Source organism: Paraburkholderia fungorum (assembly GCF_900099835.1).
GTDB lineage: Bacteria > Pseudomonadota > Gammaproteobacteria > Burkholderiales > Burkholderiaceae > Paraburkholderia > Paraburkholderia fungorum_A.
Genome location: NZ_FNKP01000002.1, coordinates 992,446 through 1,018,743, shown reverse-complemented (window position 1 = coordinate 1,018,743; position 26,298 = coordinate 992,446). Strand labels below are relative to the sequence as shown.

At 62.3% G+C, this 26,298-nt stretch carries 25 protein-coding genes; 18 read left to right on the top strand and 7 right to left on the bottom strand.

Annotated elements, in window-relative coordinates; all coding sequences use genetic code 11:
* Window positions 1-225 precede the first annotated feature (225 nt).
* Entirely contained in the window at window positions 226-852 is a 627-nt protein-coding gene (locus tag BLS41_RS20585; RefSeq protein WP_074768158.1) for a glutathione S-transferase family protein, read from the top strand.
* Window positions 853-1,007: 155 nt separating this feature from the next.
* Window positions 1,008-1,586 (top strand): Fur family transcriptional regulator, encoded by a 579-nt coding sequence (locus tag BLS41_RS20580; RefSeq protein ID WP_074768156.1) that lies wholly within the window; start codon window positions 1,008-1,010, stop codon window positions 1,584-1,586.
* Between the two features lie 63 nt (window positions 1,587-1,649).
* Here BLS41_RS20580 and BLS41_RS20575 read toward each other — a convergent pair whose 3' ends face one another.
* Entirely contained in the window at window positions 1,650-2,162 is a 513-nt protein-coding gene (locus BLS41_RS20575; RefSeq protein ID WP_074768154.1) for a response regulator, read from the bottom strand.
* Window positions 2,163-2,639: 477 nt separating this feature from the next.
* On the opposite strand from BLS41_RS20575, the gene BLS41_RS20570 reads away from it, so the two are divergent.
* On the top strand, window positions 2,640-3,356 hold the full coding sequence (locus BLS41_RS20570; protein ID WP_074768152.1) for a ribonuclease activity regulator RraA: 717 nt from the start codon (window positions 2,640-2,642) through the stop codon (window positions 3,354-3,356).
* A gap of 44 nt (window positions 3,357-3,400) precedes the next feature.
* Here the strand turns inward: BLS41_RS20570 and BLS41_RS20565 are convergent, their stop codons facing one another.
* Window positions 3,401-4,183 (bottom strand): TetR/AcrR family transcriptional regulator, encoded by a 783-nt coding sequence (locus tag BLS41_RS20565; protein WP_074771077.1) that lies wholly within the window; start codon window positions 4,181-4,183, stop codon window positions 3,401-3,403.
* 76 nt (window positions 4,184-4,259) lie between these two features.
* Here BLS41_RS20565 and BLS41_RS20560 point away from each other — a divergent pair, with 76 nt between their 5' ends.
* From BLS41_RS20560 to BLS41_RS20550, 3 genes are all read left to right on the top strand, one after another.
* Window positions 4,260-5,795, top strand: a complete 1,536-nt coding sequence (locus tag BLS41_RS20560; protein ID WP_074768150.1) for an MDR family MFS transporter — start codon at window positions 4,260-4,262, stop codon at window positions 5,793-5,795.
* Window positions 5,796-6,256: 461 nt separating this feature from the next.
* Window positions 6,257-7,549, top strand: coding sequence for a hypothetical protein (locus tag BLS41_RS20555; protein WP_074768148.1), 1,293 nt, complete (start codon window positions 6,257-6,259; stop codon window positions 7,547-7,549).
* A gap of 192 nt (window positions 7,550-7,741) precedes the next feature.
* The gene (locus tag BLS41_RS20550) at window positions 7,742-8,821 is read left to right on the top strand and encodes a TAXI family TRAP transporter solute-binding subunit (RefSeq protein WP_074768146.1); all 1,080 of its coding nucleotides are present in this window, start codon (window positions 7,742-7,744) and stop codon (window positions 8,819-8,821) included.
* Between the two features lie 33 nt (window positions 8,822-8,854).
* Here the strand turns inward: BLS41_RS20550 and BLS41_RS20545 are convergent, their stop codons facing one another.
* Window positions 8,855-10,291, bottom strand: coding sequence for an aminotransferase-like domain-containing protein (locus tag BLS41_RS20545; protein ID WP_074768144.1), 1,437 nt, complete (start codon window positions 10,289-10,291; stop codon window positions 8,855-8,857).
* Between the two features lie 122 nt (window positions 10,292-10,413).
* Here BLS41_RS20545 and BLS41_RS20540 point away from each other — a divergent pair, with 122 nt between their 5' ends.
* From BLS41_RS20540 to BLS41_RS20500, 9 genes are all read left to right on the top strand, one after another.
* The gene (locus BLS41_RS20540; RefSeq protein ID WP_074768142.1) at window positions 10,414-11,301 is read left to right on the top strand and encodes a DMT family transporter; all 888 of its coding nucleotides are present in this window, start codon (window positions 10,414-10,416) and stop codon (window positions 11,299-11,301) included.
* A gap of 188 nt (window positions 11,302-11,489) precedes the next feature.
* Window positions 11,490-12,401, top strand: a complete 912-nt coding sequence (sapR, locus tag BLS41_RS20535; protein WP_074768140.1) for a sap1 transcriptional regulator SapR — start codon at window positions 11,490-11,492, stop codon at window positions 12,399-12,401.
* A gap of 90 nt (window positions 12,402-12,491) precedes the next feature.
* On the top strand, window positions 12,492-13,073 hold the full coding sequence (locus tag BLS41_RS20530; RefSeq protein WP_074768138.1) for a GNAT family N-acetyltransferase: 582 nt from the start codon (window positions 12,492-12,494) through the stop codon (window positions 13,071-13,073).
* 41 nt (window positions 13,074-13,114) lie between these two features.
* Complete coding sequence (locus BLS41_RS20525; RefSeq protein ID WP_074768136.1) at window positions 13,115-13,993, top strand: MerR family transcriptional regulator; 879 nt, start codon at window positions 13,115-13,117, stop codon at window positions 13,991-13,993.
* Window positions 13,994-14,278: 285 nt separating this feature from the next.
* Window positions 14,279-15,271, top strand: a complete 993-nt coding sequence (locus BLS41_RS20520; protein ID WP_074768134.1) for a sulfonate ABC transporter substrate-binding protein — start codon at window positions 14,279-14,281, stop codon at window positions 15,269-15,271.
* A gap of 166 nt (window positions 15,272-15,437) precedes the next feature.
* Window positions 15,438-17,057, top strand: a complete 1,620-nt coding sequence (locus tag BLS41_RS20515) for a flavin-containing monooxygenase (RefSeq protein WP_074768132.1) — start codon at window positions 15,438-15,440, stop codon at window positions 17,055-17,057.
* Window positions 17,058-17,120: 63 nt separating this feature from the next.
* On the top strand, window positions 17,121-18,029 hold the full coding sequence (locus BLS41_RS20510) for an SDR family NAD(P)-dependent oxidoreductase (protein WP_074768130.1): 909 nt from the start codon (window positions 17,121-17,123) through the stop codon (window positions 18,027-18,029).
* Between the two features lie 82 nt (window positions 18,030-18,111).
* The gene (locus tag BLS41_RS20505; protein WP_074768128.1) at window positions 18,112-18,993 is read left to right on the top strand and encodes a metal-dependent hydrolase; all 882 of its coding nucleotides are present in this window, start codon (window positions 18,112-18,114) and stop codon (window positions 18,991-18,993) included.
* Window positions 18,990-19,934, top strand: a complete 945-nt coding sequence (locus BLS41_RS20500; protein ID WP_074768126.1) for an alpha/beta fold hydrolase — start codon at window positions 18,990-18,992, stop codon at window positions 19,932-19,934. Before BLS41_RS20505 ends, BLS41_RS20500 begins: the two co-directional genes overlap by 4 nt.
* On the opposite strand, the gene BLS41_RS20495 is transcribed toward BLS41_RS20500, so the two are convergent.
* A complete protein-coding gene (locus BLS41_RS20495) occupies window positions 19,924-20,478 on the bottom strand; it encodes a putative glycolipid-binding domain-containing protein (RefSeq protein ID WP_074768124.1) in 555 nt (184 codons plus the stop codon). The genes BLS41_RS20500 and BLS41_RS20495 overlap by 11 nt on opposite strands.
* A gap of 265 nt (window positions 20,479-20,743) precedes the next feature.
* Between BLS41_RS20495 and BLS41_RS20490 the strand changes: the two genes are divergently transcribed.
* From BLS41_RS20490 to BLS41_RS20480, 3 genes are all read left to right on the top strand, one after another.
* Window positions 20,744-21,637, top strand: a complete 894-nt coding sequence (locus BLS41_RS20490; protein ID WP_074771076.1) for an urea transporter — start codon at window positions 20,744-20,746, stop codon at window positions 21,635-21,637.
* A 67-nt stretch (window positions 21,638-21,704) separates the two neighbouring features.
* A complete protein-coding gene (locus tag BLS41_RS20485; RefSeq protein WP_074768122.1) occupies window positions 21,705-22,481 on the top strand; it encodes a class II aldolase/adducin family protein in 777 nt (258 codons plus the stop codon).
* A gap of 44 nt (window positions 22,482-22,525) precedes the next feature.
* Window positions 22,526-22,711 (top strand): 4-oxalocrotonate tautomerase, encoded by a 186-nt coding sequence (locus BLS41_RS20480; protein WP_074768120.1) that lies wholly within the window; start codon window positions 22,526-22,528, stop codon window positions 22,709-22,711.
* Window positions 22,712-23,098: 387 nt separating this feature from the next.
* Here BLS41_RS20480 and BLS41_RS20475 read toward each other — a convergent pair whose 3' ends face one another.
* The 3 genes from BLS41_RS20475 to BLS41_RS20465 form a co-directional block, all read right to left on the bottom strand.
* Window positions 23,099-24,298, bottom strand: coding sequence for a porin (locus BLS41_RS20475; protein ID WP_074768118.1), 1,200 nt, complete (start codon window positions 24,296-24,298; stop codon window positions 23,099-23,101).
* A 72-nt stretch (window positions 24,299-24,370) separates the two neighbouring features.
* Window positions 24,371-25,723, bottom strand: a complete 1,353-nt coding sequence (locus BLS41_RS20470) for a TRAP transporter large permease (protein ID WP_074768116.1) — start codon at window positions 25,721-25,723, stop codon at window positions 24,371-24,373.
* 7 nt (window positions 25,724-25,730) lie between these two features.
* Entirely contained in the window at window positions 25,731-26,210 is a 480-nt protein-coding gene (locus tag BLS41_RS20465; RefSeq protein WP_074768114.1) for a TRAP transporter small permease, read from the bottom strand.
* Between the last annotated feature and the right edge of the window lie 88 nt (window positions 26,211-26,298).

Sequence of the window (26,298 nt, the reverse complement as noted above, 5' to 3'; positions counted from 1 at the left end):
GTAGTCGGGTGCGCTCATTGTACGCAACGCAAATGCGTTTAAACGCAGCGTAACCGCCCGGAATCGAGGTTCGCCAGATGCGTAATCAAACACTGCATCCCAGCGTCGAGCCCCGCGCCGATTGCTGCCCTGCGGCGCGCAAAGCCGCGTGCATCGTGTATCGTTACTGGTTGAACGCCGCGCGCAGGGTGCGGCTTGCCAACTGTAATAAAAAGGATTTACCGGATGATCACGATCTGGGGGCGCGCCAATTCCGTCAATGTTCAGAAAGTGCTGTGGTGTTGCGACGAACTGGTGCTGCCGTACGACCGCATCGACGCGGGCCTGCAATTCGGCCGCAACAACGAACCCGGCTATCTCTCGATGAACCCGACCGGCAAGATTCCCACGCTGGTCGACGACGATTTCGTGCTGTGGGAATCCAACTCGATCCTGCGCTATCTGGTGCTGCAATACGGCGAATCGAGCCTGCTCTATCCGCCCGAACCGAAGCTGCGGGCCGGTATCGACCGCTGGCTGGACTGGACGCTGTCCACGCTGCAACCCGCTGAGCGTCCGGTGTTCTGGGCGCTGGTCCGCACACCGGCCGAGCAGCGCGATGCGACAAAGCTCGCCGCCGATTTCAGTGCGGTCAGCGTGCTGTGGCGGATGCTGGACACGCATCTGCAAGGGCGCTTTTTCCTCGAGGGCGAGAACTTTACACTGGCCGATATCGTGATCGGCGCCTACGCAAAACGCTGGTTCGGCCTGGATGGCGTGGAACGTCCGCCGCTGCCGAATCTGGAGCGCTGGTATTCGCGGATTGCGACGCGCTCGGGGTTCAAGAAATACGTGGATTTTGCGCTGACCTGAAGCAGTTGGGCGGAGCGTCCGCGTCCGCCCTGTTTGCACAACACGCCCGTCTTGCGCCGCCGGCCTGCTCCGCCTCACTGCGATCTTCGCTACAGCCGGCAAGCACGTTATTTCCCACAGGCACGGCAACGCGCGCGGGCCTTTATAATCGACACATGAAGACCGCCAAGCCCGCCGCGACCGCCCACAAAGCCGCCCCCGCCAGTTCCGCTCACACTCATGAGCATCCGGAAATGGCGCATACGCACGGCGATTCGCAAGAAGCCGCACTCATACTCGCGGATGAATATTGCCGCGAACGCGGCGAGAAACTCACGCCGATCCGTCGCAAAGTGCTGGAATTGCTGCTGAATTCGGGCCGCGCGACCAAAGCGTATTCGCTGCTCGACGAGATGCGCCAGATTCACCCCGGCTCGGCGCCGCCCACGGTGTATCGGGCGCTGGATTTCCTGCTGTCGGCGGGACTCGTGCACCGGATCGAATCGATCAATGCCTTCACCGTTTGCCACGACCTGACGCAATGTCAGCATGGCATTCTCGTGGTCTGTCAGCAATGCGGCAGCGTCACCGAATTGCATCAGCCGAAACTGCGGCAGGCGCTCGTCGCGCAAATCGAAGACGCGGGCTACCGTCTCGCCAGCGACGAAATCGAATTAAAGGGATTGTGCGCGGCTTGCCAGGCGGCGGAAGCGGCGGCCGGTGATGCCGCGGCGACTGCTGCTGTCACGAAATAGCCGCAACAACCGCATTTACCGCGCGCATCCTTCGCGCGCCTCCTTTAACACCGCGCGCCAGAATCAACCTGCTCCGCGGGCGTCGATCGCATCATGCAGCAGCGTCACCAGGTCTTCCGGCAACGCAGGCTTGGTCATGAAATGCTGGAAGCCTTCGCCGATACTGCGTAATCGATAAGCGTCATCGGTATGGCCAGTGAGCGCCACCGCGACCGACGGCGAATGATCGCCACGAATTTCATGGTCGCGCAGACGCTGGATCAGATAAAACCCATCCATGGCCGGCAGATCGAGATCGCACACGACCGCGTCGGGTAACAACCGGAGCGCTGCTTCGACACCCTCTTCCGCATCCGCCACGGCGCAGACATGTGCGCCTTCCGCTTCGAGTAACAAGGTCAGCGATTCGCGGCTATCCTGGTCGTCTTCTACGAGCACGATCGTGGCCTGATCGAGTCTCAATGCTCCGTTCATTTTCTGTTGTTGCTCTAAAAATCCGGTTAGGCCGTCAGACGCGGCCAACGTTTCGTTCTGCTGCTTGCCGCCGATTTCAGCGGCTACGGTATTGCTGTTCATGGTTCCGACTCGATTTCATGCGCCGAGTTGCAGACCAAGGCCAAGATTGTAAAACATGGCCCAGCCGCGACGCGGGCGCACACTAACGCGCCCAAATTGCACGCCGATGAAAAACCGGCCTTCGGTGCCCAACGTTGGCAGACCGATGCCGACACCCGATCCGCCGTGCGGCTCGTGCAAACCCCAATCGCACGGCACTGCCCGCCTGGCGTCTTTTCTGACATTCGTGTTCTTTTGCGATGCCGGCGGGGTTGTTTTCTGCGCGCGGCATTCAGACCTGTTGCATCAGTAGCACGTGGCGTGCCGCGACTCGGGATTAACGGCAAACGGGGCGCGCGATTGCCCAACGGGAACACGGTAACGGAGCCGCATTCTGCAGCGCGGCGCTATGATCGTGAGCGCGAAGCGCCAGGTTTAGCTACATCGCCGCGCCATGTCAGCATCCGTTTTCGACCATTAAACCGAGGCCACGTCACCATGTCCGATCTCGATTCTGCGACGCTCGAAGCACTCCGCCACGTAAGCACCGCCACGCTGACCACCCAGCTTTTCAAGCGCGGCCTACGCAATACGTTCATGCAAGGGGTCGCCCCGCTCGCGCCGCACAGTGGACCGAACCTCGTCGGCCCCGCCTTCACGCTGCGCAACATCCCGTCGCGCGAAGACATCGACGTGCTGGAACTGTTCGCAGACCCCGACTACGCGCAGCGCAAATGCGTCGAGACCATTCCAGCCGGTCATGTGCTCGTGCAGGATTGCCGGGGCGAACGCGGCAGCGCATCGTTCGGCTCGATACTTTCTCTGCGTTTGCAGGTGCGCGGCGTGGCGGGCATGGTGTCCGACGGACCGGTCCGCGACAGCACGACAATCGCCGCGCTCGGCATGCCGGTGTTCTGCGCCGGGGCCAGCGCGCCGCCCAACCTGATCCGCCACCATGCCGTGGATATCAACGTGCCGATCGGCTGTGGCGGCGTGGCGGTGTTTCCCGGCGACATCATCGTTGGCGACGCGGACGGCGTCGTCGTGATCCCGCTCAAGATGGCCGCCGAGGTCGCGCAAGCAGCCGCTGAGCAGGAACAGATGGAGGCGTTTCTGACCGGACTGATTCGCGACGGCGCCGCGCTGCCAGGGACTTATCCGCCGAACGAAAAGACCAGGGCGGCTTTTGAGGAATGGAAGAAACAGCAGAAGTGAGACGAATGCGCGACGTTCAATGACAACGTGCGCATCGTCGCGGATCAGTCGGCCTTCTTCGGCCCGATCCCTTGCACGAGCAACGCCACTGCATGCCGCGCGATTTCCTCGCCGCCGATGTCGCGCCGCAACGGATCGTTACCCCACAACTTCGACGTAGCCAGCGGCAAAATCGTCAGCCCGAGCAGCGTGACGAACACCAACGCGGGCTCCAGCGCCGCGTTCAGCCGCCCCTCTTTCTGCCAGCGCGCGATGGCCTGCAGCGACGCCTTCTGATGCGCATTGCCGAAACGCTCGTGCATCCGCTGACGCAACAGCCCGCCGTCACTGATGACTTCGCGCACCCACAGCGACGGAAACCACGGATGCTCGCTCGCCGCCCGCACCAGTTGCTCGGCCAGTTGCGTGATTGCGGCCACCGGATCATCGGGATTTTCCGCGAACGGCATGCCGAGGCTCGTGCGCAGCGGAGCGAAACGCTCGTCGATCAGCACGTCGAGTAGTTGATCGCGCGTCTTGAAGTAGTAATGCATCATCGCCGGGGTGAAACCAGCCTCGCGGGCAATCTCGCCGAGCGTGGTGTCGACGATGCCTTTGCGGGCGAACAGCGCAAGCGCCGCGTCGAGAAGACGGGCGCGCTGCGCCGGACCGCGAGCGGCCCCCGTCGGCCTGCCCGGCCGCCTCGCGGGCGCGGCGGCCTCGGAGTCGGCGGCTGAATCGTCGTGTGACGCCTTACGCGGACGTTTGACCGCCCCTCGCGCTTTCGCTACCGGGGCGTCGGCCACGACATTTGCCACTTCCGGGTCATCCGGTGAAATCATTGTCATTGCATTCAATTTGACGAGTGAAGCGATGTCGCATATATTAATCTCCACGTTAATTAATTTCAACATCCCCCGCGACATGGAACAACCGACTATGACTCACCCTGCCGAGCCTCCGCAGCCGGATAACCGGACCGGTGCGCCAGCCGCCGAGCATCCGCCGATCCGCCTGCTGTTCCCGGCGCTGCTGCTGGTCATGCTGCTGGCCGCGCTCGACCAGACGATCGTGTCGACCGCGCTGCCGACCATCGTCGGCGAGTTGGGCGGGTTGAACAACCTGTCGTGGGTAGTGACCGCCTATCTGCTGAGTTCGACCATCGTCGTGCCGCTATACGGCAAGTTCGGCGATCTGTTCGGCCGCAAGATCGTCCTGCAGACGGCGATCGTCGTATTTCTGGTCGGCTCCGCGTTGTGCGGAGTCGCGCAGAACATGACGCAACTGATCGTCTTGCGCGCGTTGCAAGGACTCGGCGGCGGCGGTTTGCTGGTGGTGACCATGGCCGCCATCGCCGACGTGATCCCTCCCGCTGATCGTGGCCGCTATCAGGGCGTGTTCGGCGGCATATTCGGGCTGGCGACCGTGATCGGCCCTCTCCTCGGCGGCTTTCTCGTCGAACACCTCACGTGGCGCTGGATTTTCTACATCAACCTGCCGCTGGGCATCATTTCGCTCGTCGTGATCGGCGCAGTGTTCAAGCCGCACGTTCGTCATGTAAAGCACACGATCGACTACATGGGCGCCGCGTTTCTCGCCGGTGCGCTGACCTGCATCATCCTGTTCACGAGTCAGGGCGGCACGATCCTGCCGTGGTCGTCGCCGCAATTGTGGTTCACGCTGGGAATGGGGCTGGTGGCGATCTGGGGTTTCATCCATGAAGAGCGCACTGCGGTCGAACCGATCATGCCGCTCGAACTCTTTAAACAGCGCACGTTTTTGCTGAGCAGTCTGATCGGCTTCATCATCGGCGTGTCGCTGTTTGGCTCGGTCACGTTTATTCCGCTCTATCTGCAGGTCGTGAAAGGATCGACGCCGACCGAAGCGGGCATGCAGATGTTGCCCATGATGGGCGGCCTCTTCGTGATGTCGATGGTGACCGGCCGCATCATCAGCAAGATCGGCAAGTACCGGATGTTCCCGATCATGGGCACGCTGCTCGTCGCGGTCGCGATGATGCTGCTGTCGCGCCTGCAGATCGATACGCCGATTCATGTGATGTACGTCTATATGGGTCTGCTCGGCTGCGGTCTCGGCATGGTGATGCAGGTGCTGATTCTCGCGGTGCAGAACACGGTCGAGTTCAAACACATGGGCGTGGCGACATCGGGCGCGACGCTGTTCCGCTCGATCGGCGGCTCGATCGGCGTGGCCGCGTTCGGTGCGGTTTTTTCCAACGGGCTCGCTGCGCGCCTCGAAAATCTGATCCCCGCCGATACCGAATTACCGCATGCGTTGGGGCCGGCCGCGATTCATCAATTGCCGGATGCGTTGCGCAGCGATTATCTGCATGCATTTGCCGGCGCGTTGCATACGGTGTATCTGTCAGCGGCTTGGGTGGTGGTGCTCGCGTTCGCGCTTGCGTGGTTGCTGAAGGATCATCCGCTGCGCAAGCATTGATCGTTGCGCCGTCCTTTCACGCGCTCGATGTCGACGCGTGATGCAAGCGCTTAATGACGCAATTGAAGATGCAGCCTGTTTGCGAGGTCGAACGCGCGCGTTTCGACCTCGTTCTATTTTCACAAATACATCGCAATACGCGAGGTCAATCCACTCATGGACATGCTGCACCTGCACGGGGCAATATAAAAATAACCCTCTGCTGAAGCAGCTTTTCGACAAAAGTCACTATTTCGTCGTACCTGGAAATGTGCGCTGGCGCACACAACATCAGTGCGAATGTCAATTGACGTTCTGATTGAAACGCCACATATTGGATGCAGCGACAACGCAAGCACAGGCTTGCGTCTCCCTGACTCTCCGGCGCATGTGGATCGTGATTTCCGCGGACAAACGCTCCTGCTTCAACACGATCCGGAGCATGCCGTAATGGCATCGTTTTCCACAGGTGGGTCCACGGTATGTCCACCCAGACAGCACTCGGCCATAGCTTTCCGACGCCCTGCAAACGGTGTGGCGGCGCCCTGTACCGGCAAGTCGACTATTGCCCGTATTGCGGCGCGGTACATCCGCTTGAAACAGGTCCGCACTCGCGCACCGTGATGCCCGGCAGCCGGGCCAGCGCGGGGCGACTCGACAGCGATCCGGCGCTACCGGATGAAGCCGATCCGACGGCGCTCGCTGCGCATCAGGCGCAATCGAGTCGTGCGGAAGTCGCGCTTCGCGCGCCATTGATGTCACCGGACATGCCCATTCCTCCGTTCGAGGAGCCGCCTTATAGTACCGGCGGCAGCCGTGTAACGATTCGCCGGGTTCTGCTCGCCATTGTTGTGCTTGTCGTAATCGGCCTGGCGTATGTCGCCTATGCACTATTTAGCGACAGTAGCTACTCGGACGACAGCAACGATCAAACCACGCCGGTGAGTAATCAGGATGCCAGAACGTCTACCGGCACCATCGCGCCATTTACGCCGACGCAGACGCAAACAGCGCATTCCGCAGACGCAACCAAACCCGCTGCTCCAGGCGGTCCGGCGAATACCACTGCCACCGTCAGCGCCGCGAAAGCGGTTCCGGCAGCGCCCGCAGTCGTCCCTGCGCCCGCTGTTACGCCACCGGTCGTCGTCGCGCCGGTCAAACCCGCTGCACCGCAGTTCCGCGACGCCTCGCAAGCTTTGCAGGCCGCCCACCTCGCTTTCAATGCAAACGATCTGTCTGCGACACAAGCTGCTCTAGCCAGCGCTCAGGCGCTCCAACCGGGCAATCCCGACGCACAGACCATGGCGTCCGAAGTTCGCCCGCTCGCCGCGCGCCGTGACACCGCGTTGCAGGCGGCGCAGACCTGCGTCGCGCAGCAGTCGTGGTCCTGCGCGCGTCAGCATGCGAACGAAGCGCTCGCCATCGACACCGGCAACGAAACCGCGAAGGCCATCCTCCAGCGGGTGATTCGCGAGACCGGTTGGGCGCCGCTCAAAACGGACGCCTCGACCGGCGCCGCCGCCGGGAGCAAACCGGCCGCGCAAATAGCGGGTTCGCCCGCACCGCAGCCGGCCCAATTGCAGACGCCACCGCCCAAAGGCGTGCCGGCAAACGGCGACGTCACGGCAACCGCGCCGCGCGCGAGCACGGCCGCTACCACAGGAACCGACGCCAATAGCGCCGACGCGCGTGCCCGCACGATCGTCGATTCCGGCTGGAGCCATGCGGCCCCCAACGGTGCCAAACCCTCCACTACCACCTCGCCTGGTCAATAAGACATTTATCCGGATACCGAACTACCTCGTCACAATAAGCGGTAATCGCACACGTTTTTACGTGTTCTTTGAGTGGCAACACACGGACGCGGCAATTGCGGCGCGTTGAACATGACATGGCAACCGGCTCACCGGTGCTTACGCGCACCGACGCGCGAGGCTGTACAAACCTGACCGATAGGTAGAGAGACCATGCTGAAGAGACTTCTGGCGGGATGGCTGGCGCTGGCGCTAATGGTCGTAGCTTCGCTGAGTGGCGCGGCGGAACCCGCGCATTACAAGATCGTCACCGGTCCCGAGCGAGGCACGTATATCCAGATCGGACAGGATCTGTCGAAATGGGTCGCGCAGCCGGTGGGGATCGATCTCGAAGTGGTGGCGTCGAAGGGATCGGCGGAGAACGTGCAGCGCATGCGCTACGAATCCGGCGTGAAACTGGCTCTGGTGCAATCCGACGTGTACCAGGCCTACCTCGACATGGCGAACGCGGGCAACGCCGACGCAGGCACCGCGATCCGGCCGCTGCGGCTCATCATGCCGCTCTACGACGAGGAGATCAACGTCGTGGTGCGCGCGGATTCGCCGATGAAAACCTTCGCCGACATCAAGGACAAAACCATCAGCGTCGGGCTGATCGGCAGCGGCACCGCGCAATCGGCGACGACGCTCTATCACCTGATGTTCGGTCAGGCGATTCCCGAGCAGAACATCGTTCACCTGAGCAATGAAGACGCGCTGGCCGCGCTGATCGTGAAGAAAATCGACGTCGCGATCATCGTGGTCGGCCAGCCGGCCAAGCTGTTCAACGACATGAACGCCGATCTGCTGCAGCAGATCCGCCTGCTGCGGGTCGATCCCGCAGCCCCGGAAACCGTGCGCGCCAAGCAGACCTACTTCCCCGCGACGATCCGCGCGGCCAGCTATCCGACGTGGATCAAGGAAGACGTGCCGACGCTCACCGTGAAGGCGTTTCTCGTCACCTACGATTACGGTCTGCGCGATACGGTCGGCAATCTGAATCACTTCGCCGATTCGCTATGCGCCAATTTCGACAACCTTCAGGAGCACGGTCATCCCAAGTGGAAGCAGGTAAAGCTCGAACTGCCGACGCTCGTGCGCGGATGGAAATACTACAGCCCGGTGGAAAAACATTTGCGCGCGTGTCTCGCGAACAAGAGCGCGGCGATGAGCGCGGCAGCCGCCACGCAACCCGTGCAGAAACCGCGTTCGAGCTGTACCGATCAGGAGCGCCTGCTTCTGCTGTGTAAATAAAGCAGCGCGGCAAATCGGACGGGACGTGCGGGCTCAAACGCGCTCCCGTTCCTTCCTCGATGCCGATGCCACCTCCATCGCCCGTTGCAGTTCCTCGTAGACTTTCGGGCGATTGCATTGCGACACGTTGAAGCGTAAAAAACCAGCCGCCGATTGCGACGCGCTGAACACGTTGCCCGGCGCGAACACCACATTGCCGGCCAGCGCGTGACGCGCGACATCGGCGGCATCGAGCGAATCGGGCAGACGTGCCCACACGAAAACGCCGGCACGCGGCCGCGTCCAGATGTCGAGCCCTGCATAGCCGAGTCGCCGGATCGTTTCGCCCATCGCGTCGGCTAACTTCGCGCGGGTCGCCTCCAGATGCCGTCGGTAAGTCCCGTCCACCAGCATTCGATGCACGACGCTCGCGGCGAGCTGCCCGTTGCCGAAAGTCGTCGCGAGCTTGAGGTCGATCAGCGGCTCGATCCACTCGGCGCGCGCGGCAATGTAGCCGCAGCGCACCGCCGCGGACAGCGTCTTCGAAAAGCTGCCGATCGACACGACGCGCGCGAGTCCGTCGAACGCGGCGAGACGCGGGGCGGCTTCGTCTTCGAGGTCGGCGAAGATTTCGTCTTCGACGATCAGCAGATCGTGTTCGCCCGCAAGCTTCAGCAACCGATGCGCGACCGCGGGCGCCAGCGTCGCGCCGGTCGGATTGTGGATCGCGGAATTGGTCACATAAAGCCGCGGACGATGCGCGACCAGCGCGCGTTCGAACGCTGCGATATCGGGTCCGTTCGGCGTAAAAGGCACGCTCACGATCTGCACCCGATGCGCACGCAGCAGCGCCTGAAAGTTGAAGTAGCACGGGTCGTCGATCAACACCGTGTCGCCCGGTTCGAGCAGAAAACGGCAAACGAGATCGAGCGCGTGCGTACCGCCATCGGTCAGGATGATCTGCTCCGGCGGTGCATCGACGCCATGCTGGGCAAGCCGCCACGCCAGTTGCTGACGCAGCGCGGGCAAGCCGCACGGCGTGCCGTATTCGGCGAGCGGCGACTGCGGATCGCGAGCCACCGCGCGCAACGCGCGCCGCACGCCGTCTTCGGGCAGCCACGACGGCGGCATCCAGCCGCAACCGGGCTTCAGCACCTTCTCGCCCGCCTCCAGCGACTGCCGCGTCAGCCATAACGGATCGACCTCGCGATCGAGACGTGGACCGACATCCGCGAGCGCAAAAGGCGGTGCGTGGCCCGACACGAAAAAACCCGACCCGCGCCGCGCGACGATCACACCTTCCGCGACCAGCCGGTCGTACGCTTCGACCACCGTCGACTTGGAGATGCCGAGCGTCTCGGTCATCGCGCGAATGGACGGCACGCGCGCACCCGGCATCAGCGAGCGGCTGGCAATGCGCTCGCGCAAACTGTCCATGACCGCGCCGACGCGCGTGCCGGACGCGGTCCGACTGTTCTCATTGTCCGCCATCTGTACTGCTCCATGTTCGGTACAGTTCGTGCGAATTGTACTGATCCGTAGCTTATCGTTTTCGGCGCGCGAGCGCATGCTGTGTGGTCTCGAAGTTTCATTTCACGGCATACACTCTTCAGATGGACAAAACGACAAACGGCTGGCTCAGCGGATTCGCGGGCGTACTGATTTTTAGCGGCTCGCTGCCGGCCACCCGCCTGGCCGTGCAAGGCCTCGACCCCGTGTTCCTGACCGTCGCGCGCGCGACGATTGCGGGCACACTCGGTTTGCTGCTGTTGCTGGTGTTCCGGCAGGCGCGTCCCGCGCGCCGCGACCTCATTCCGCTGATCGTCGTCGCGCTCGGCGTGGTGGTCGGCTTCCCGCTGCTGACGGCGCTCGCGTTGCGTCACGTAAGTTCCGCGCATGCGGTCGTGTTCGTCGGCCTGTTGCCGCTAGCCACGGCGATCTTCGGCGTGCTGCGTGGCGGCGAGCGTCCACAGCCGGCGTTCTGGCTGTTTTCGGCGCTGGGCAGCGCGGCCGTTGTCGCGTTCGCGTTGCGTCACGGGATCGACGCGTCGCCGGTGGGCGATGCGCTGATGCTGGCTGCGATCGTCGTATGCGGGCTGGGGTATGCGGAAGGCGCGCGGCTGTCGCGTCACCTGGGCGGCTGGCAGGTGATTTCGTGGGCGCTCGTGCTGTCGCTGCCGGTGATGTTGCCGTTCGCGTTGTGGACCCGGCCCGCCTCGTTCGACGGCATCAGTCACGCGGCACTCTGGGGCCTCGCCTATGTGTCGCTCTTCAGCATGCTGATCGGCTTCGTGTTCTGGTATCGCGGCCTGGCGCTCGGCGGCATCGCGGCGGTCGGACAGTTGCAGTTGCTGCAGCCGTTCTTCGGCCTGTTGCTTGCCGGGCTGCTATTGCACGAAGAGGTGCCGATGTCGATGATCCTCGTGACGGTGATCGTGGTTGCGTGCGTGGCCGGGGCGCGGCGCTTTTCACGAGCGGCGCCGGTCAGTCGGACGGTGTGAGCGGCATCAGTGAAAACGCGGCGCTATTGAATAAGCGAAGGTGTCGACTGCCTTGGCGAATATCATCCAGATTGCCCGGCAACTTCACGTCGCCCGTCAGCATTTTCAGGATCGCGCGAGACGAACCGTCAGTTGAATATGTCATCATCCCGATGATCGACTAACCACTGCCTTGCGCGCGACTGACAATGCCGACCGCTTTTGCCCAAACCGTCGAAGCCCGCTTTGCCGAACTCACGCCGACCTCCAAACGCGTCGCCAGTTATATGCTGGCCAACCTCGAGCGGCTCGGCCTCGAAACCGCCGATCAGATCGCCCAGCAAGCGGGCACCAGCGGCATCTCGGTAGGCCGCTTTCTGCGCAGCGTCGGCTATCAGAACCTCGACGACCTGAAGCGCGAATTGCGCGGCGCGCAGGAGCGTCCGTGGCTGATCACCGACCGGCTCGACGCGTTCCGCCGCGCGGGCGGTCATCAGGCGGCCCAGACCGATCCCGACGCGCATGCCAGCGCCGAAACCGCTCCCGATGCAACCAACACCGCTCTCGCCCATTCCCTCGAACTCGAAATCGGCGCGATCCAGCACGTGTATCAACTCGCGCAATCGCCGGTATTCCGCCAGGTGGCCGAGCGCATTTCGAATGCCGACGCCGTGTATATCCTCGGCATCCAGTCCACGCGCGGTATCAGCAACGCGTTTTATAGCTACCTCGAATACATCCGGCCGCGCGTGTTCTATTCGGACGGCATGTCCGGCTCCTACGTCGATTCGCTGAACTCCGAATTCAAATCGCCGTACCTGATCGTCACCGATACGCGCGCCTACTCGACCGTTGCGCGACGCTATTGCGAAGCGGCCACGCGACGCGGGCTGCCGTTCGCGCTCGTCACCGATATTTATTGCCCATGGGCTCGCGAGTTCGATGGCGATCTGCTGCAGGTCAAGACCGACGTCGGTCAATTCTGGGACTCGCTCGCGCCGCTGACCTGCCTGTTCAATCTGCTCATCTCGGCAATTGTCGAACGGCTGGGGCCGGCTATCGACGAACGCGTGGCGCGCAACCGCGAGTTGCAAAGCGAATTCGATCAGTTCGATTTGTGATCGTCGATTTTTGATCCGGTTCAACACTGCGCGCCCCTCAGGCATAGTAAAACGTCACCTCCGGTTTTCACCGTCATGACAGGAACACGTATGAGCACGACCCGCCCTGAGGCCGCCGCCTTGACTTCGACGAATGAAAGCGCCCCGCTGATCCGCGACGCCACCGACGCCGATCTCCCCGCGATCCAGGCCATTTACGCGCACCACGTGCTGACCGGCGTCGCTTCGTTTGAAGAAACTCCGCCTTCCGTCGACGACCTCCGCACGCGCCTCGCGTCGGTCCGCAGTCACGGCTTGCCGTATATGGTCGCGGAGATCGACGGCCAGGTGGCCGGGTATTGCTACGCGACGCCATACCGTCCGCGCGCCGCGTATCGCAACACCATAGAAGACTCGATCTATATCGGCGATGCGTGGCGCGGACGCGGCCTCGGGCGCATCCTGCTGCAAGCGTTGATCGACCGGTGCGAGACCGGGCCGTGGCGGCAGATGGTCGCCGTCATCGCCGATGGCGGCAGCGGCGGCTCGCTGTCGTTACACACGCAACTGGGCTTTGAACTGATAGGCACGTTGAAAGCGGTGGGTTTCAAGCATGGCCGCTGGCTCGATACGACGCTGATGCAGCGCAGGCTCGGCGCGGGCGATTCGACGCTGCCGGAAGACCGGGTCTGAGTACCTGGCTAGTCTCGCAAGCGCCGCGTTAGAATCCCTGCATGCCCAACATGCCGCCCCCTTCGCCCTCCCCTGTTCCGCTCCCGTCCGCTGGTGCAAACGATCCGGCGAGCGCGACGCCGCGCAACGAATACACCGTCGACGAACTCGCGCGCGTGACCGACACCACCGTGCGCAACGTGCGCGCGTATCAGGACCGGGGGCTGCTCGCGCCGCCTGAAAAACGCGGCCGCGTCGGCGTGTATGACGACACGCACGTGTCGCGTCTTAAGCTGATCAACCACCTGCTGACGCGCGGTTACACGCTCGCGAACATTCAGGATCTGATCATGGCCGTCGACGAAGGCCACGATCTGCGCTCGATCCTCGGCCTGGAAACGGCGATCGGCGGACGCTGGTCGCGCGAGCGGCCGAAAAAATACTCGCTGGTCGAACTGCTGCAGATGTTCGGCGATAAAGCGTCGCCGGCCGCGCTCATCAAGGCGGTCGATCTCGGCCTGCTTGAGCGCGACGGTTTGTCGTTCGTGTCGGGCAATCCCACCGCGCTGGCAGCCGGCGCGACCATGGCAAAGGAAGGCATTCCGCTGACCGACCTGCTCGACGCGGTGCGCATCGCGAGGCCGCATTTCAATGCGGTCGCCAAGGCGCTGGTCGATCTGGTCGTGCGTCAACTGGACCGTTACGATGCCGACGCACTTCCGCCGCCCGCCGACGTGCCCGCTCTCGTGGACGCTATCTGGCGCTTAAGGCCGCTGGCCAACGTGCTGATCGAAAGCGAGATGAACCGCGCGCTCGAAGAAGCGTCCGGCGATTACCTCGGCGATCGCGTCGCGGCGATCATGGAAAAAAATCTCGCTCATCCGGCGGAAGGATCGACTGCGGAACGCGGCGGTGCCACGAAGAAGAACAAGAAGAAGTAACGCGGAGTGCGGGTGTCACGCGTGCAACCTGCACGCGTTTTTCCTGCGCCGGCTTTGCCGCAAAACGCCGGGCGGGCGTTAAAAATCTCGTCGCCCGGCCACCCTCTCCGGCGCGTCATATTCAAATCTCCATTGCTTCGTTTGATCGGCGGAACGTCCATGCGACGATCCCCGAAACGTTGCCGCAACGTGTTTCCAGCAGCGTCCGCATCGACACACAAGGCGACCGGACCACGCTGGCCACTCGCGGCGCGCACCTCACACGACCGCCATGGAGATCGCCGGATGCACCGCCCCCTTCGCTTTTCGCTACACGCAACTGCCGCATTGCTCGCTGCTTTCGTCACGCTGAGCGCCTCCGCCCAGAGCAGCAACAGCGGCGAGTCAGCCAAAGTCCTGCGCATCGGTTATCAGAAATCGGGCCTGCTCGCGGTCCTCAAAGCGCAAGGCTCGCTCGACGAAAAACTCAAGCCGCTCGGCTACAGCATCAAGTGGTTCGAATTTCCGGCCGGCCCGCAACTGCTCGAAGCATTGAACGCGAACAGTATCGACTTCGGCTACACCGGCGCGCCGCCGCCCGTTTTCGCGCAAGCCGGCGGCGTCCACTTCGTGTACGTCGGCGCGGAACCGGCTGGACGCCATTCCGAAGCGATCCTCGTCAAAGGCGATTCGACGCTGCGCAATGTGGCCGATCTGAAGGGCAAACGCGTCGCGCTGCAAAAGGGTTCGAGTTCGAACTACCTGCTGCTCGAAGCGTTGAAAAAAGCCGGCCTGCAATACGAAGACATTCACCCGGTCTATCTCGCCCCCGCCGACGCGCGCGCCGCCTTCGAAAGCGGCACCGTCGACGCGTGGGTTATCTGGGACCCGTACTACGCGTCCGCGCAACAGGCGCTCAAGGCCCGCACGCTGACCGATTACGCGGACCTGAACAGCCCGTACAACTTCTACGAAGCGACGCGCGACTTCGCACAGCAGCATCCCGATGTGGTTGGCGCGATTCTCGGACAGTTGCGCACCGCAGGCCTCTGGGTCAACGCGCATCCGGTGGAAACGTCCGCGCTGATCGCGCCGAAGGTCGGCCTCGACCCGAAGCTGGTCGAAACCTGGGTGCGGCGCTATCCGTACGGCACCATGGCCGTGACCGACGACATCGCGCGCTCGCAGCAAACCGTCGCCGACGCGTTCTACGGCGCGCATCTGATTCCGCAGAAAATCACCGTCAAGGACAACTTCTGGCAGAGCCCGCAGGTGTCGGCGGCGCTGGCGGCGCAGTGAATCTGCGCTGAATTTTCGCCAATACCCGCGCGATTCCGCTAAATCCCAATGGTGACAGGCACTTAGAGTCAGGGGTCTAACCGGCCCCTTGCGTCATCCGTTTCCAGCCTCTATCGTTACATCAACCAATGTAACAGTTAAGACGGTAAAAAAGGAGACGGATCGGATGAACGCACGCATGATGCCCCACGACGCCGCGGCGCCCGACGCCTGCGCGCCTATCGACACCGACATCGCCATCATCGGCTCGGGTTTTGCCGGGCTCGGCATGGCAATCCGCCTGCGGCAATCCGGCATCACCGACTTCGTCATCGCCGAAAAAGCCGACTCCGTTGGCGGTACGTGGCGCGACAACCACTACCCCGGCTGCGCGTGCGACGTCCAATCGCACGTCTATTCGTTTTCCTTCGCGCCGAATCCGAACTGGACGCGCATGTTCGCGCGTCAGCCGGAAATTCGCGCTTACCTCGAAGCGTGCACGCAGCGCTTCGATATCCAGCGGCATCTGCGCTTTGGCCATGAACTCGCCAGCGCGACTTACGACGAAACCCGCCATCGCTGGCAACTGAGCTTCGCGAACGGCCAGCAATGGTCGGCGCGCGTGCTGATCTCGGGTATGGGCGGCTTGTCGCGCGCGGCCGTGCCGGACATTCCGGGCATCGAAAACTTCAAAGGCAAGGCGTTCCACTCGCAGCATTGGGACCATGCTTATTCACTCGAAGGCAAACGCGTCGCCGTGATCGGCACCGGCGCGAGCGCGATCCAGTTCGTGCCGCAGATCGCGCCGCGCGTCGCGCATCTCGACCTGTTCCAGCGCACGCCGCCGTGGATCATGCCGAAGGCCGACCGCGCGGTGAAACCGCTCGAACAGTGGCTGTTCAAACACCTGCCGTTCACGCAAAAGATCATGCGTTCAGCGCTTTACTGCATGCTCGAATCGCGCGCGTTCGGTTTCGCGGTTCATCCTTCGCTGATGAAAACCGCACAGAAAGTCGCGGAGCGTCACCTGCGCCGCCAGGTGCCCGATCGGCAATTGCGCGCCACGCTCACGCCCGATTACACGATGGGCTGCAAGCGCATTCTGATTTCGAACGACTATTTCCCAGCGGTATCGCGTCCGAACGTGTCGGTCACGACCACCGGTATTGCGCGCGTCGAAGCGGACGCGGTGGTCACGACAGACGGCGTGCGTCATCCCGTCGACTGCCTGATCTTCGGCACCGGCTTCCAGGTGGCCGATCCATTTCCGCCGGGTGTCGTGCGCGGGCGCGGCGGCGTCGATATCGTCGACACATGGCGCGATGGTGCGCATGCGTACCTCGGCACGGCATTGCCTGGCTATCCGAACTTCTTCATGGTCGTCGGACCGAACACCGGTCTTGGCCATAACTCGATGGTGTTCATGATCGAGTCGCAGGTCGAATACATCTTGCGCGCGCTGAAAACCATGCGCGACGAACGCGCCGACGCTATCGAAGTGCGTCCGCACGTGGAGCGCACCTACAACGAGCAGATCCAGCAGAAACTCGGTCGCGCGATCTGGTCGACCGGCGGTTGCAAGAGCTGGTATCTCGATCCGAAAACCGGCAGAAACACCACGCTGTGGCCGGGATTCGCGTACAAATTCCGCCAGGCCACCAGCACGTTCAGCATCGACGATTACCTCGCTTATGCACCCGCGCCGGAGCAGGCCGCGTCTTATGCGAGCGGCCAGCAGCCCGCCGCGCATGAGCATGCCCATGAGCACGCTCATGGCAATGCGGCGACATCGGCGGAAGCGACCTGAAGAACATAACCCAACGACAACGACAGCGACAGGCACCGTTCAGAGAGGACAGGAGACAAACCAATGAAGAACTTCACCGACAGAGTGGCCGCCATCACCGGCGCAGGTTCGGGCATGGGCCGCTCGCTCGCGATCCAGCTTGCGCGTGACGGCTGCCATCTCGCCCTCGCCGACCGCAATGCCGCGAGCCTCGCCGACACCGCGCAACTCGCGGAAGCCGCCGCGCCGCATATCGTCGGCTCGCCGCTGCGGATCACGACGCGCGTGCTCGACGTCGCGGACCGCACGGCCATGTTCGACTGGGCCGCCGAAACGGTCGCCCAACATGACCGCGTCAATCTCGTGTTCAACAACGCGGGCGTGGCTCTGTCGAGCACCATCGAAGGAATGGACTATGCCGACCTCGAATGGATTGTCGGCATCAACTTCTGGGGCGTCGTACACGGCACAAAAGCGTTTTTGCCGCATCTCAAAGCATCTGGCGAAGGACATATCGTCAATACATCGAGCGTATTCGGTCTGTTTTCGCAGCCGGGCATGAGCGGCTACAACGCGACCAAATTCGCCGTGCGCGGTTTCACCGAAGCGCTGCGGCAGGAACTCGATCTGATGAAATGCGGCGTATCGGCAACCTGCGTGCATCCGGGCGGAATCCGCACGTCGATTGCGCAGTCGAGCCGCATTGCGTCGAACATGGTCGGCTTCATGCTCGAAAACGAACAGCAGGGCAAGGACGACTTCGAGAAGTTCTTCATCACTACCGCCGACGAAGCCGCGCGCGTGATTCTCGACGGCGTGCGCAAAAACAGACGGCGCGTGCTGATCGGCCGTGATGCGCGGGCGGCAGACTGGCTGGCGCGCACGTTGCCGGCCGCGTATCAGGCGCTGGTCGTGATGCAAACGCGCCGGATGAAACGCATCGCCGAAAAACGCGCGCGACGCGCCGCGCAGGTCGACGGCAAGCGCGCGTGAATCATTCAATGCGCGCGTTTCCTCGTCGCTCCTCGCCATCAACACAATCAGCAGTCAACACAGGATCACAGGGAGAAAGGCCATGATGCCGGTTCGCCGAGACCTCCGTTTCAATCTGCCGAAAGAACGTGCGTGCGACTGGCACGCGCACGGCTCGCATGTCACGCACTACTTCAACGCGCTGTCGCTGCTTTTCCCCGCGGGCGAGCGCTTTTTTATGGATAGCGTGCGCCACTATCGCGACCAGATCGACGACCCCGAGTTGAAGAAGCAGGTGCTCGGCTTCATCGGACAGGAAGCGATGCATACACGCGAACACGTCGAATACAACGATCTGCTGCAGGAAGCCGGCCTGCCCGCGCACAAGCTCGACAAGCGCTTATGGGCCATACTCAACTTCGGCCGCAAGATTCTGCCGCCTTCATATCAGCTCGCGGTCACCGTGTGCCTTGAACACTACACGGCGATGCTCGCCAGCCTGTTGCTGGAAGACCCGACGCGCATCGGCGGTTCGGTCGAAGGCTATACGCAGATGTGGACGTGGCACGCGCTGGAGGAAACCGAGCACAAGTCCGTTTCCTACGATGTCTGGAATACGGTGCTCAAGCCCGGCCTCGGCCGCTACCTGCTGCGCACCGGCACGATGCTGTCCACCACCGTGATGTTCTGGCTGATCGTGTTCGACTACCATGTGCGCCTGATCATCGCCGACCGCAAACGCGGCGGCCATATTCGCGGCATGTGGCAGGTCGTGAAGTTTCTCTATGGTCCGCGTCATGGCGTGTTTCCGCGCATTGCCGGCGAATGGCTGAGTTTTTTCCGGCCCGGCTTCCATCCATGGGATCACGATAATCGTGCGCAACTCGCGCGAATCGACGGGCTGGTTGCCGCCGTCGACGCCACCAACGCGGCCACGCCGGGCAATCGCAAATCCGCTCGACGCGGCGTGCAGGCGGCCGCGTGATACGCGACACGCTGTCGGTCGACGCCGGCGACGTGCGGCTCGCGGTCTACGTCAGCGGACCGCGTGAAGCGCCGCCGCTCGTACTGGTGCACGGCTATCCCGACTCGGCCGTGGTGTGGGAGCCTGTGCGTGCGTTACTCGATACGCGCTATCGCGTGATTACGTACGACGTGCGCGGCGCGGGCGCATCCGACGCACCCGCTGCGCGCAATGCCTACCGGCTCGAACGTCTCGCCGCTGACCTCGCCGCGGTCGCCGACGCTACGTGCGGTGCGCGTCCCTTTCACCTGGTCGGACACGACTGGGGTTCGATCCAGAGTTGGGAAGCGGTCACCGACCCGGCGTTCAAAGGCCGCATCGCGTCGTACACATCGATCTCCGGGCCTTGCCTCGATCACGCGTCGCTCGGCCTGCGCGGCGACGACGGCGGCTCATCAAATGAAGCGGTAAAGCCCGTCAAAAGGTCATTCGGCAGCGGCATCCGGCAGACGCTCAAATCCTGGTACATCTTCTTTTTCCATCTGCCGTGGCTGCCTGAACTCGTGTGGCGCGCGGGCGGCGCTCGTATGTGGCCGCTGTGGTTGCGCTTGACCGAACGCGTGCAAGCGCCACACGACCCCGCGCAAAAGCGCAACGCGATTAATGGCCTGAATCTCTATCGCGCCAATTTCGTCGACAAATTGCTGCGGCCGCGCTCGCGTCATGCACATGCGCCGGTGCAGTTCATTGTGCCGTTGCGCGATCGTTATGTCGGGCCGGAGTTATCGCTCGGACTGGAGAGTTGGCTCGGCGCGTATGAACGCATTGAAATCGATGCGGGCCATTGGGTCGTGCTGCGCGAGCCCGCGCGTATTGCCGCTGACATCGAACGCTTCGTTCAGCGGTATCGAACGGATCGCGGCGGACCTGCTGCATCCGCTGCGACTGCGGTCAATGAGTGAGTGGCAGCCGCGTGAATAGCGTTGGGTAGTCGATCACGAGACCGTCTGCATCCACCGTCAGATTCGCGCTGAAATTGCGGAAGATGCCCTCGTAGCGATACTCGCGATTCAAGCCGATGCACGAATACGCCTGCTCGGCGCGTGTCACCTGCAAATCAGGCGTGGAAATATACGCCACCGAAATAGGCTTGCGCTCGCCTTCGGCGAGTTGCAGCCGGCGGATAGGCAGCGTGTTCGTAAATGGCGTAGCCGCAATGTCGATATCGATGCAGCCTTCGATCTCGCTCAGCACGACGCCGTGGCCGTTGCGCCAATGGCCTTCGCCGTCGCCATGCAATTCAAGCTCGCCGCCGCCGATGATTTTCAACCACGCATAACGCGTACGCCACCGCTCATCGCAGCGCACCCGGTAGTAGAGGCCATAGGGGTTGCCATCACGCTGTCCGACCAATGCGCTCTCCACCGCGAAACCGTGTTCTCGCGGACCGAACGCAAGATGCTCGATGCCTTCGCCCTCTTCCGATGCCCATCGCAATTCACGCATTGGCTGTCTCCCTCGCGAAACAGTGCGTCCTGCACATAGATTTTTTTCATATCGTAGCCCTAAATCTTTCGACTCGCCAACGTGACTATGTTGGATCGCCAACGTAGCAATGTTTGAAGCGATTGTTGCAAATAGCCACTATCAACGATGGGCGATACCTGGGCCAGGTGGAGTGGCCTATGCTCGCGGTTCCGGTTTGCCTGTACTCATGCACATCACGCGCGCTCACATCATCATCGACATCACCTCACTTCACCCTTCTACCGTGCATGCTGCCGCGACCGAAGCGCCCTCCGCCGCGTTACGCACGCTGCTGCGCAGTGTCGGCCAGATCGTGCTGCAAGCGAACGCCTTCACCGGCGCGTGCCTGCTCGCCGCGTGGTGGCTGGCCGACCCGCGGCTTGCGTGCGCGGCGTTGATGGGCGCGATATCGGCGAATGTGAGCGCGATTCTGGCAGATACACGCGACCATCCGAATCGCGACGACGAAATCCGTGCCGGATTGCATGGCTTCAATGGAGCACTTGCCGGTCTCGCCGCGTTCAGTTTCATCGCCGATTCCGGGACTGCGGCTGCCGTGACGATTCTCGCCGCGACCGGCACAGCGTGGCTCATCAAGCCGATGTCGCGCTGGTTGAGTGTGCGCGGCCTCGGATACTTTTCGAGCCCATGTCTGCTCGTCACATGGTTCTGGCTGCCGATGCTCGCGAACCATGCCACTCCGGCCAGCACGCTCCAACCGCACGCGATGGTCGCCGGTAGCGCGCTGCAATGGAGCAGCGGCTTACTCGCCGGTTTCGCGCAAACCGGCTTCGCGTCGGGTGCATTGCCGGGCTTGCTGGTGCTGACCGGAATTGCAGCGGCATCGCGTAGACACGCATTCGCCGCGCTAATCGGTGCGGCACTCGCGAGCGCCGCTCACCTCGTTCTCCACGCATCCCCAAGCTCGTTCGATGCCGGCCTGTTAGGATTCAACGGCGCGCTCACTGCGCTCGCGCTGATCGACTACGGCGGGTTGTCGATGATCGGCGGCGTCATTCTGTCGGTCGTGTTGCAAGCCACAGCTGCCCGTTTAGGATGGCCTGCGATGACCGCGCCGTTCGTCATCGCGACGTGGAGCGTGCAGTGGCTCGGGCGACGTGTCGCACAGCCCGCCTGACTCAAGGACGCCGAGCGCAGCCAACCGATAGCAGACCCCGGCGACCCGGCAATTGCAGGAGACACAGATGTCGTTCACCCATACCCCCGCAGCCCGCATCGCTGAAACGCGGCCGCCCTCCGATGCTGAGCAGCAGACCCGCGTCGACCTCGCGGCCGCCTATCGCCTCGCGGCGCTCAACGGCTGGGACGACCTGATTTACACCCATATCTCGGCGAGCGTGCCCGGCGAACCGGGCCATTTCCTGATCAACCCATTCGGCTTCGCGTTCGACGAAGTGTGCGCGTCGAACCTCGTGAAGATCGACGTCGCGGGCAATGTGGTTGGGGCCAGCGAGCATGCGGTCAACGCGACGGGCTTCGCGCTGCACGCGGCCGTCCACGTTGCGCGTGCCGATGCATTCTGTGTGATGCATCTGCACAATACGGCGGGGGTTGCCGTTTCCGCGCAGCCCGACGGCTTGCTGCCCGCTTCGCAACACGCGCTGCGCTTCTATGGACAGCTCGCCTACCACGACTACGAGGGCCTTGCTTTCACGCCCGCCGAAGGAGACCGCCTCGTCGCCCATCTCGCCGACAAACCCGCGATGCTTCTGCGCAATCACGGCACATTGACTGTCGGCCGTACGGTCGCCGAGGCCTATGTGCTGATGGCGACCCTGCTCAAAGCCTGCGAGATCCAGATCCAGGCACAAGCCTGCGGCACGGCGCTCGTCGTGCCCGACGCGGCGATTTCCGTGCGCACGGCCGAACAGTTATTCGATGGCGGCGCAGTCGAAGGCGTCCTCGAATGGCCCGCGTTGCTGCGCAAGCTCGACCGGATCGACCGCTCTTACCGGCACTGAATTTCCGCCTATTTTTTTAGCAAATACTTTTTACCGGAGCCGTCATGCCCACGTTTCATATCGAACTTTTTGAAGGCCGCTCACTGGATCAGAAACGCGAGTTCGTCGAAGCCATCACCAAGGCGACCTGCGATTCGCTCGGCGTCGAACCCAATTCGGTGGACATTATCCTCACCGAAGTGAAGCGTGAAAACTGGGCGACGGGAGGACGTTTGTGGTCTGAAGCGTGACGAATTGCGCTGAATGGTGGCTGTAAATTTTTGTCCAGCGTTGTGTGGACCCAACAATCTGAAAGGCTTTGTCGGCGTCAGCGCGACGGCAATTGCGGCTGAACGCGCTCGTTTTCCCATTCAGCGGAACGTGAACTGCATGCGTTGAGTGCGATTGTTGCGGAGAAAGCGAGGGAGCGAATGCACCACACGAGGGAATTCGCGCGTGAACCGACGATGAGATTGATTGAGTCGAACCATGGACAGGTCCGACGTGCGTGGCACTGAAAAGCTGCGCGACGCAAAGGCTGCGCGCGTTGCGCGCGCAGCCCGCAATACCCGAAGCAACGCGTACCTGCAACGCGTCGCCGTGGCGGCAAGACCCTACGCTGCCACTAATCTACCCAATCAGAACTTGACGATGATGCCTGCGCCAACAGCAACCTGGCTGCGCGACGACGACGGTGCGCTGTTCTGACCGTCACCGATGTCAGCCGTTGCGTTGATGATGCTCTTGCCATCCTTGCCAAGCGTCTTGCCGCCTGCACGTTGATAGGCTTCCAGTGCATACAGACCCGTACGCTTGGAGAGGCTGTAGTACTGCGACAGGTTGAACTGGTTGTAGCTAGCCGCGCTCGTGATGCCGTTCGACTGCGTTGCACGCGTGTAGCTATAGCCAGCGGCCAGATCCAGAGCCGTGAACGGCTTGTAGTGCAGCACAACACCGCCCGTGTTCCAGATCGCCGTGCCCGTGAACGCCGAGGCGATGCCCGGAGCGTATTGCACGTTCGAGTAGGCGAACGACACGTCCCACTGCGAGTTGAACGCGTAGCCGCCGTTCACTGCAATGCGCTGTTGCTTGGCAGCCGTCTGGAAGCCGTTGTTGATCGCCGAGATACCGGCTTGCGCGCCGTTGTTCGACGTCGTCGAGTTCGCGCCCCACGCGCCGCCGGACGTGTTGCCGTTGTCGATGCGCTGGATACCTGCTGCGAGGCCGAACGGACCATACAGGTACTGTGCTGCCGCGCTCCAGGTTTGACCGGCGGCGAAGCTGCCCGGCGTGCCGCCCAGCGAGTACGAACCGCTGACCGTCAGGCCGCCGAACTTCGGCGACGTGTACACCAGCGAGTTGTTCGCGCGGTACAACGTGTCCATCGAGTCGATATCACCCGGGTGTGCGCCGTATGCGCCCGTCAGCCACGTGGTCGGGCTGTACGTCGACAGCAGCGTGTAGTACGACGTGTACTGACGGCCCATCGTGAACGTACCGTAGTTGGCATTCGCCACGCCGACATACGCCTGGCGGCTGAACATCAGACCCGAAACGCTCTCAGCACCCGTCGCACTGTTGAAGCCCTCTTCCAACTGGAAAATGGCCTTCGTGCCGCCGCCCAGATCTTCCGAACCCTTCAGGCCGAAACGGCTGCCCGCCCAGATACCGTTGATCATCTTGACCTGCGAACGGCCGCCGGCATTCGAACCGAGTGCTGCCGAGCTGCTTTGGTAGCCGATACCCGTGTCGACGATACCGTACAACGTCACGCTGCTTTGTGCATGCGCGCCCAGGGCGACCAACCCCAGTGCTGAAGTGACGAGTGCCTTTTTCATTTCTACTCCTTGTTAAGAACTTTATTTATGTGCGGCCTTGAGCAAGCGCCGCTGAGTGTGGAATGTATCTACTTAGAACACAGGGTGACCGTTGATGATGCTCGGCAACCAGGTGGAGAACATGGGTACATACGTGACGATATTGATGGCGCTGAAGATAGCCAGGTAATACGGCCATGCCACCTTGGTGGTTTCACCAATCGACACATTGCCAATCGCGCAACCAATGAACTGCACGGACCCGATCGGCGGATGCACGAGACCCAAAGCACAGTTCAGCAGAATCATGATCCCGAACTGCACGGGACCGACGCCGTTGTGCATCGCCATCGGCAGGAACAGCGGCGTGGTGATCAGAATGTGCGCCGCCATGTCGACGAACGTGCCGAGGAAAATCTGGATCAGGTTGATGTAGAGCAGCATCAGCCACGGCAACACCGTTGCGCCGTCGAGCATGCGCTCGATCGCGTCCGGGATCTCCAGATACGCCATCTGGAAGCGCAGCATGTTCGACACGCCGATCAGCAGCAGCACCACGCCCGTGGTCTTGGCGGCTTTTGACAGCGCATGACCGAGCTTCTTCATCGTCATCGTGCGATATACGACGATGGTCAGAATCAGCGAGTAACCCACGGCAATCGCGGCGGCTTCCGTGGCGGTGGCAATACCCTTGGCCACGCACACCAGAATGATCGCGATCACCATCAGACCCGGCACTGCGCCGAGGAAAGTGCGAGCGACCGCCATCCAGCCGGGGAAACGCTGCAGTTCGGTCGAACCGTCCGGGCGACGCGGATAACCGTATTTGACCGCCTGCCAGTAGGCCGCGATCAGCACGAAACCCATCACCCACAGCACCGGCAGAAGACCGGAAAACAACAGATCGCCAATCGACACGCCGCTCATCTGCACGCCATTCAACGTGCCGGTGATGCCCTGCGCGGCGAATGCGTAAATGATCATGTTGGTCGAGGTGGGCATCAACGCGCCCGCCAGCGACGAGTGCGTCGTCACGTTGACGGCGTAAGCGGCGCTATAGCCTTCGCGCTTCATTAGCGGAATCACGACGCCGCCCATCGCGGACGTATCCGCAGTCGGCGAACCCGACACGCCGCCGAACAGCGTGCACGCGACCACGTTGGCCATGCCGAGACCGCCGCGGAAATGACCCACGGTGGCCTGCGCGAAACGCAGGATGCGATCGGCGATACCACCGTGCAGCATCAGTTCGCCGGAGAAAATGAAGAATGGGACCGCGAGGAACGAGAACGCGTTCATGCCCGAGATCATCGACTGCATCGCAGTCGCCGCCGGCAAACCTTCATACAGATACGTGAGGACGCACGAGAGCCCCAACGCGAATGAAACCGGAACCCCTAGAACGAGGAAGACGAGAAAACTGACAGCAAGGAGGGCAAGTTCCATGATTGTTCTATTTTTGTTTCTTGACGAAGAGCGCCAGCAGGTGCTCGAACGAGAACAGCGCAATGCAGACGCTGGCGACGACCGGAATCAGATAACGCACTCCTTCTGGAACGCCAATGATCGGAATCCGGTCCTCCATCGTGGTCATCGCCATTTCCGAACAGCCGAAGAAAACCGCCACCGCAAAAGCGATCAGGCAAAGATGCTGGATCCCCGCAGCAATGGCCTGGCCCTTCAGCGAAAGATTCTTCACGAGCGAGTCGAGCCCGATATGGCCGCCTTCGCGAACCTTGAGCGCGGCGCCGAACATCGCGATCACGATCACCAGCAGCAGCGCGATCGGCTCGACGTAATCGGGTGCGTCGTTGAAGACATAGCGCATCACAACGCTATAGATCACCAGCAGACAGAGAGTGGCGAGGCTGGTCGACGCAACGACGACCAGCGCGCGAAAAAGAAAATCATTTGGGCGTTTCAGGAAACTCATGACCCCGTCCTTGCTCACGACAGACCTAACTTCACTATTTAGCAATCCTGCTGTGCTTCACCAGCCGGCAACGGCGCGCGGCGAAAGA

Excerpts from the sequence above, each read along its gene's own strand:
- BLS41_RS20515 (WP_074768132.1), top strand. The coding sequence starts at position 15,438 with ATGAACGCACGCATGATGCCCCACGACGCCGCGGCGCCCGACGCCTGC.
- BLS41_RS20560 (WP_074768150.1), top strand. The coding sequence starts at position 4,260 with ATGGAACAACCGACTATGACTCACCCTGCCGAGCCTCCGCAGCCGGAT.
- BLS41_RS20525 (WP_074768136.1), top strand. The coding sequence starts at position 13,115 with ATGCCCAACATGCCGCCCCCTTCGCCCTCCCCTGTTCCGCTCCCGTCC.
- BLS41_RS20505 (WP_074768128.1), top strand. The coding sequence starts at position 18,112 with ATGATGCCGGTTCGCCGAGACCTCCGTTTCAATCTGCCGAAAGAACGT.
- BLS41_RS20555 (WP_074768148.1), top strand. The coding sequence starts at position 6,257 with ATGTCCACCCAGACAGCACTCGGCCATAGCTTTCCGACGCCCTGCAAA.
- BLS41_RS20520 (WP_074768134.1), top strand. The coding sequence starts at position 14,279 with ATGCACCGCCCCCTTCGCTTTTCGCTACACGCAACTGCCGCATTGCTC.
- BLS41_RS20570 (WP_074768152.1), top strand. The coding sequence starts at position 2,640 with ATGTCCGATCTCGATTCTGCGACGCTCGAAGCACTCCGCCACGTAAGC.
- sapR (WP_074768140.1), top strand. The coding sequence starts at position 11,490 with ATGCCGACCGCTTTTGCCCAAACCGTCGAAGCCCGCTTTGCCGAACTC.
- BLS41_RS20470 (WP_074768116.1), bottom strand. The coding sequence starts at position 25,723 with ATGGAACTTGCCCTCCTTGCTGTCAGTTTTCTCGTCTTCCTCGTTCTA.
- BLS41_RS20540 (WP_074768142.1), top strand. The coding sequence starts at position 10,414 with ATGGACAAAACGACAAACGGCTGGCTCAGCGGATTCGCGGGCGTACTG.
- BLS41_RS20580 (WP_074768156.1), top strand. The coding sequence starts at position 1,008 with ATGAAGACCGCCAAGCCCGCCGCGACCGCCCACAAAGCCGCCCCCGCC.
- BLS41_RS20550 (WP_074768146.1), top strand. The coding sequence starts at position 7,742 with ATGCTGAAGAGACTTCTGGCGGGATGGCTGGCGCTGGCGCTAATGGTC.
- BLS41_RS20565 (WP_074771077.1), bottom strand. The coding sequence starts at position 4,183 with ATGACAATGATTTCACCGGATGACCCGGAAGTGGCAAATGTCGTGGCC.
- BLS41_RS20465 (WP_074768114.1), bottom strand. The coding sequence starts at position 26,210 with ATGAGTTTCCTGAAACGCCCAAATGATTTTCTTTTTCGCGCGCTGGTC.
- BLS41_RS20485 (WP_074768122.1), top strand. The coding sequence starts at position 21,705 with ATGTCGTTCACCCATACCCCCGCAGCCCGCATCGCTGAAACGCGGCCG.
- BLS41_RS20585 (WP_074768158.1), top strand. The coding sequence starts at position 226 with ATGATCACGATCTGGGGGCGCGCCAATTCCGTCAATGTTCAGAAAGTG.
- BLS41_RS20475 (WP_074768118.1), bottom strand. The coding sequence starts at position 24,298 with ATGAAAAAGGCACTCGTCACTTCAGCACTGGGGTTGGTCGCCCTGGGC.
- BLS41_RS20575 (WP_074768154.1), bottom strand. The coding sequence starts at position 2,162 with ATGAACAGCAATACCGTAGCCGCTGAAATCGGCGGCAAGCAGCAGAAC.
- BLS41_RS20510 (WP_074768130.1), top strand. The coding sequence starts at position 17,121 with ATGAAGAACTTCACCGACAGAGTGGCCGCCATCACCGGCGCAGGTTCG.
- BLS41_RS20480 (WP_074768120.1), top strand. The coding sequence starts at position 22,526 with ATGCCCACGTTTCATATCGAACTTTTTGAAGGCCGCTCACTGGATCAG.
- BLS41_RS20495 (WP_074768124.1), bottom strand. The coding sequence starts at position 20,478 with ATGCGTGAATTGCGATGGGCATCGGAAGAGGGCGAAGGCATCGAGCAT.
- BLS41_RS20530 (WP_074768138.1), top strand. The coding sequence starts at position 12,492 with ATGAGCACGACCCGCCCTGAGGCCGCCGCCTTGACTTCGACGAATGAA.
- BLS41_RS20545 (WP_074768144.1), bottom strand. The coding sequence starts at position 10,291 with ATGGCGGACAATGAGAACAGTCGGACCGCGTCCGGCACGCGCGTCGGC.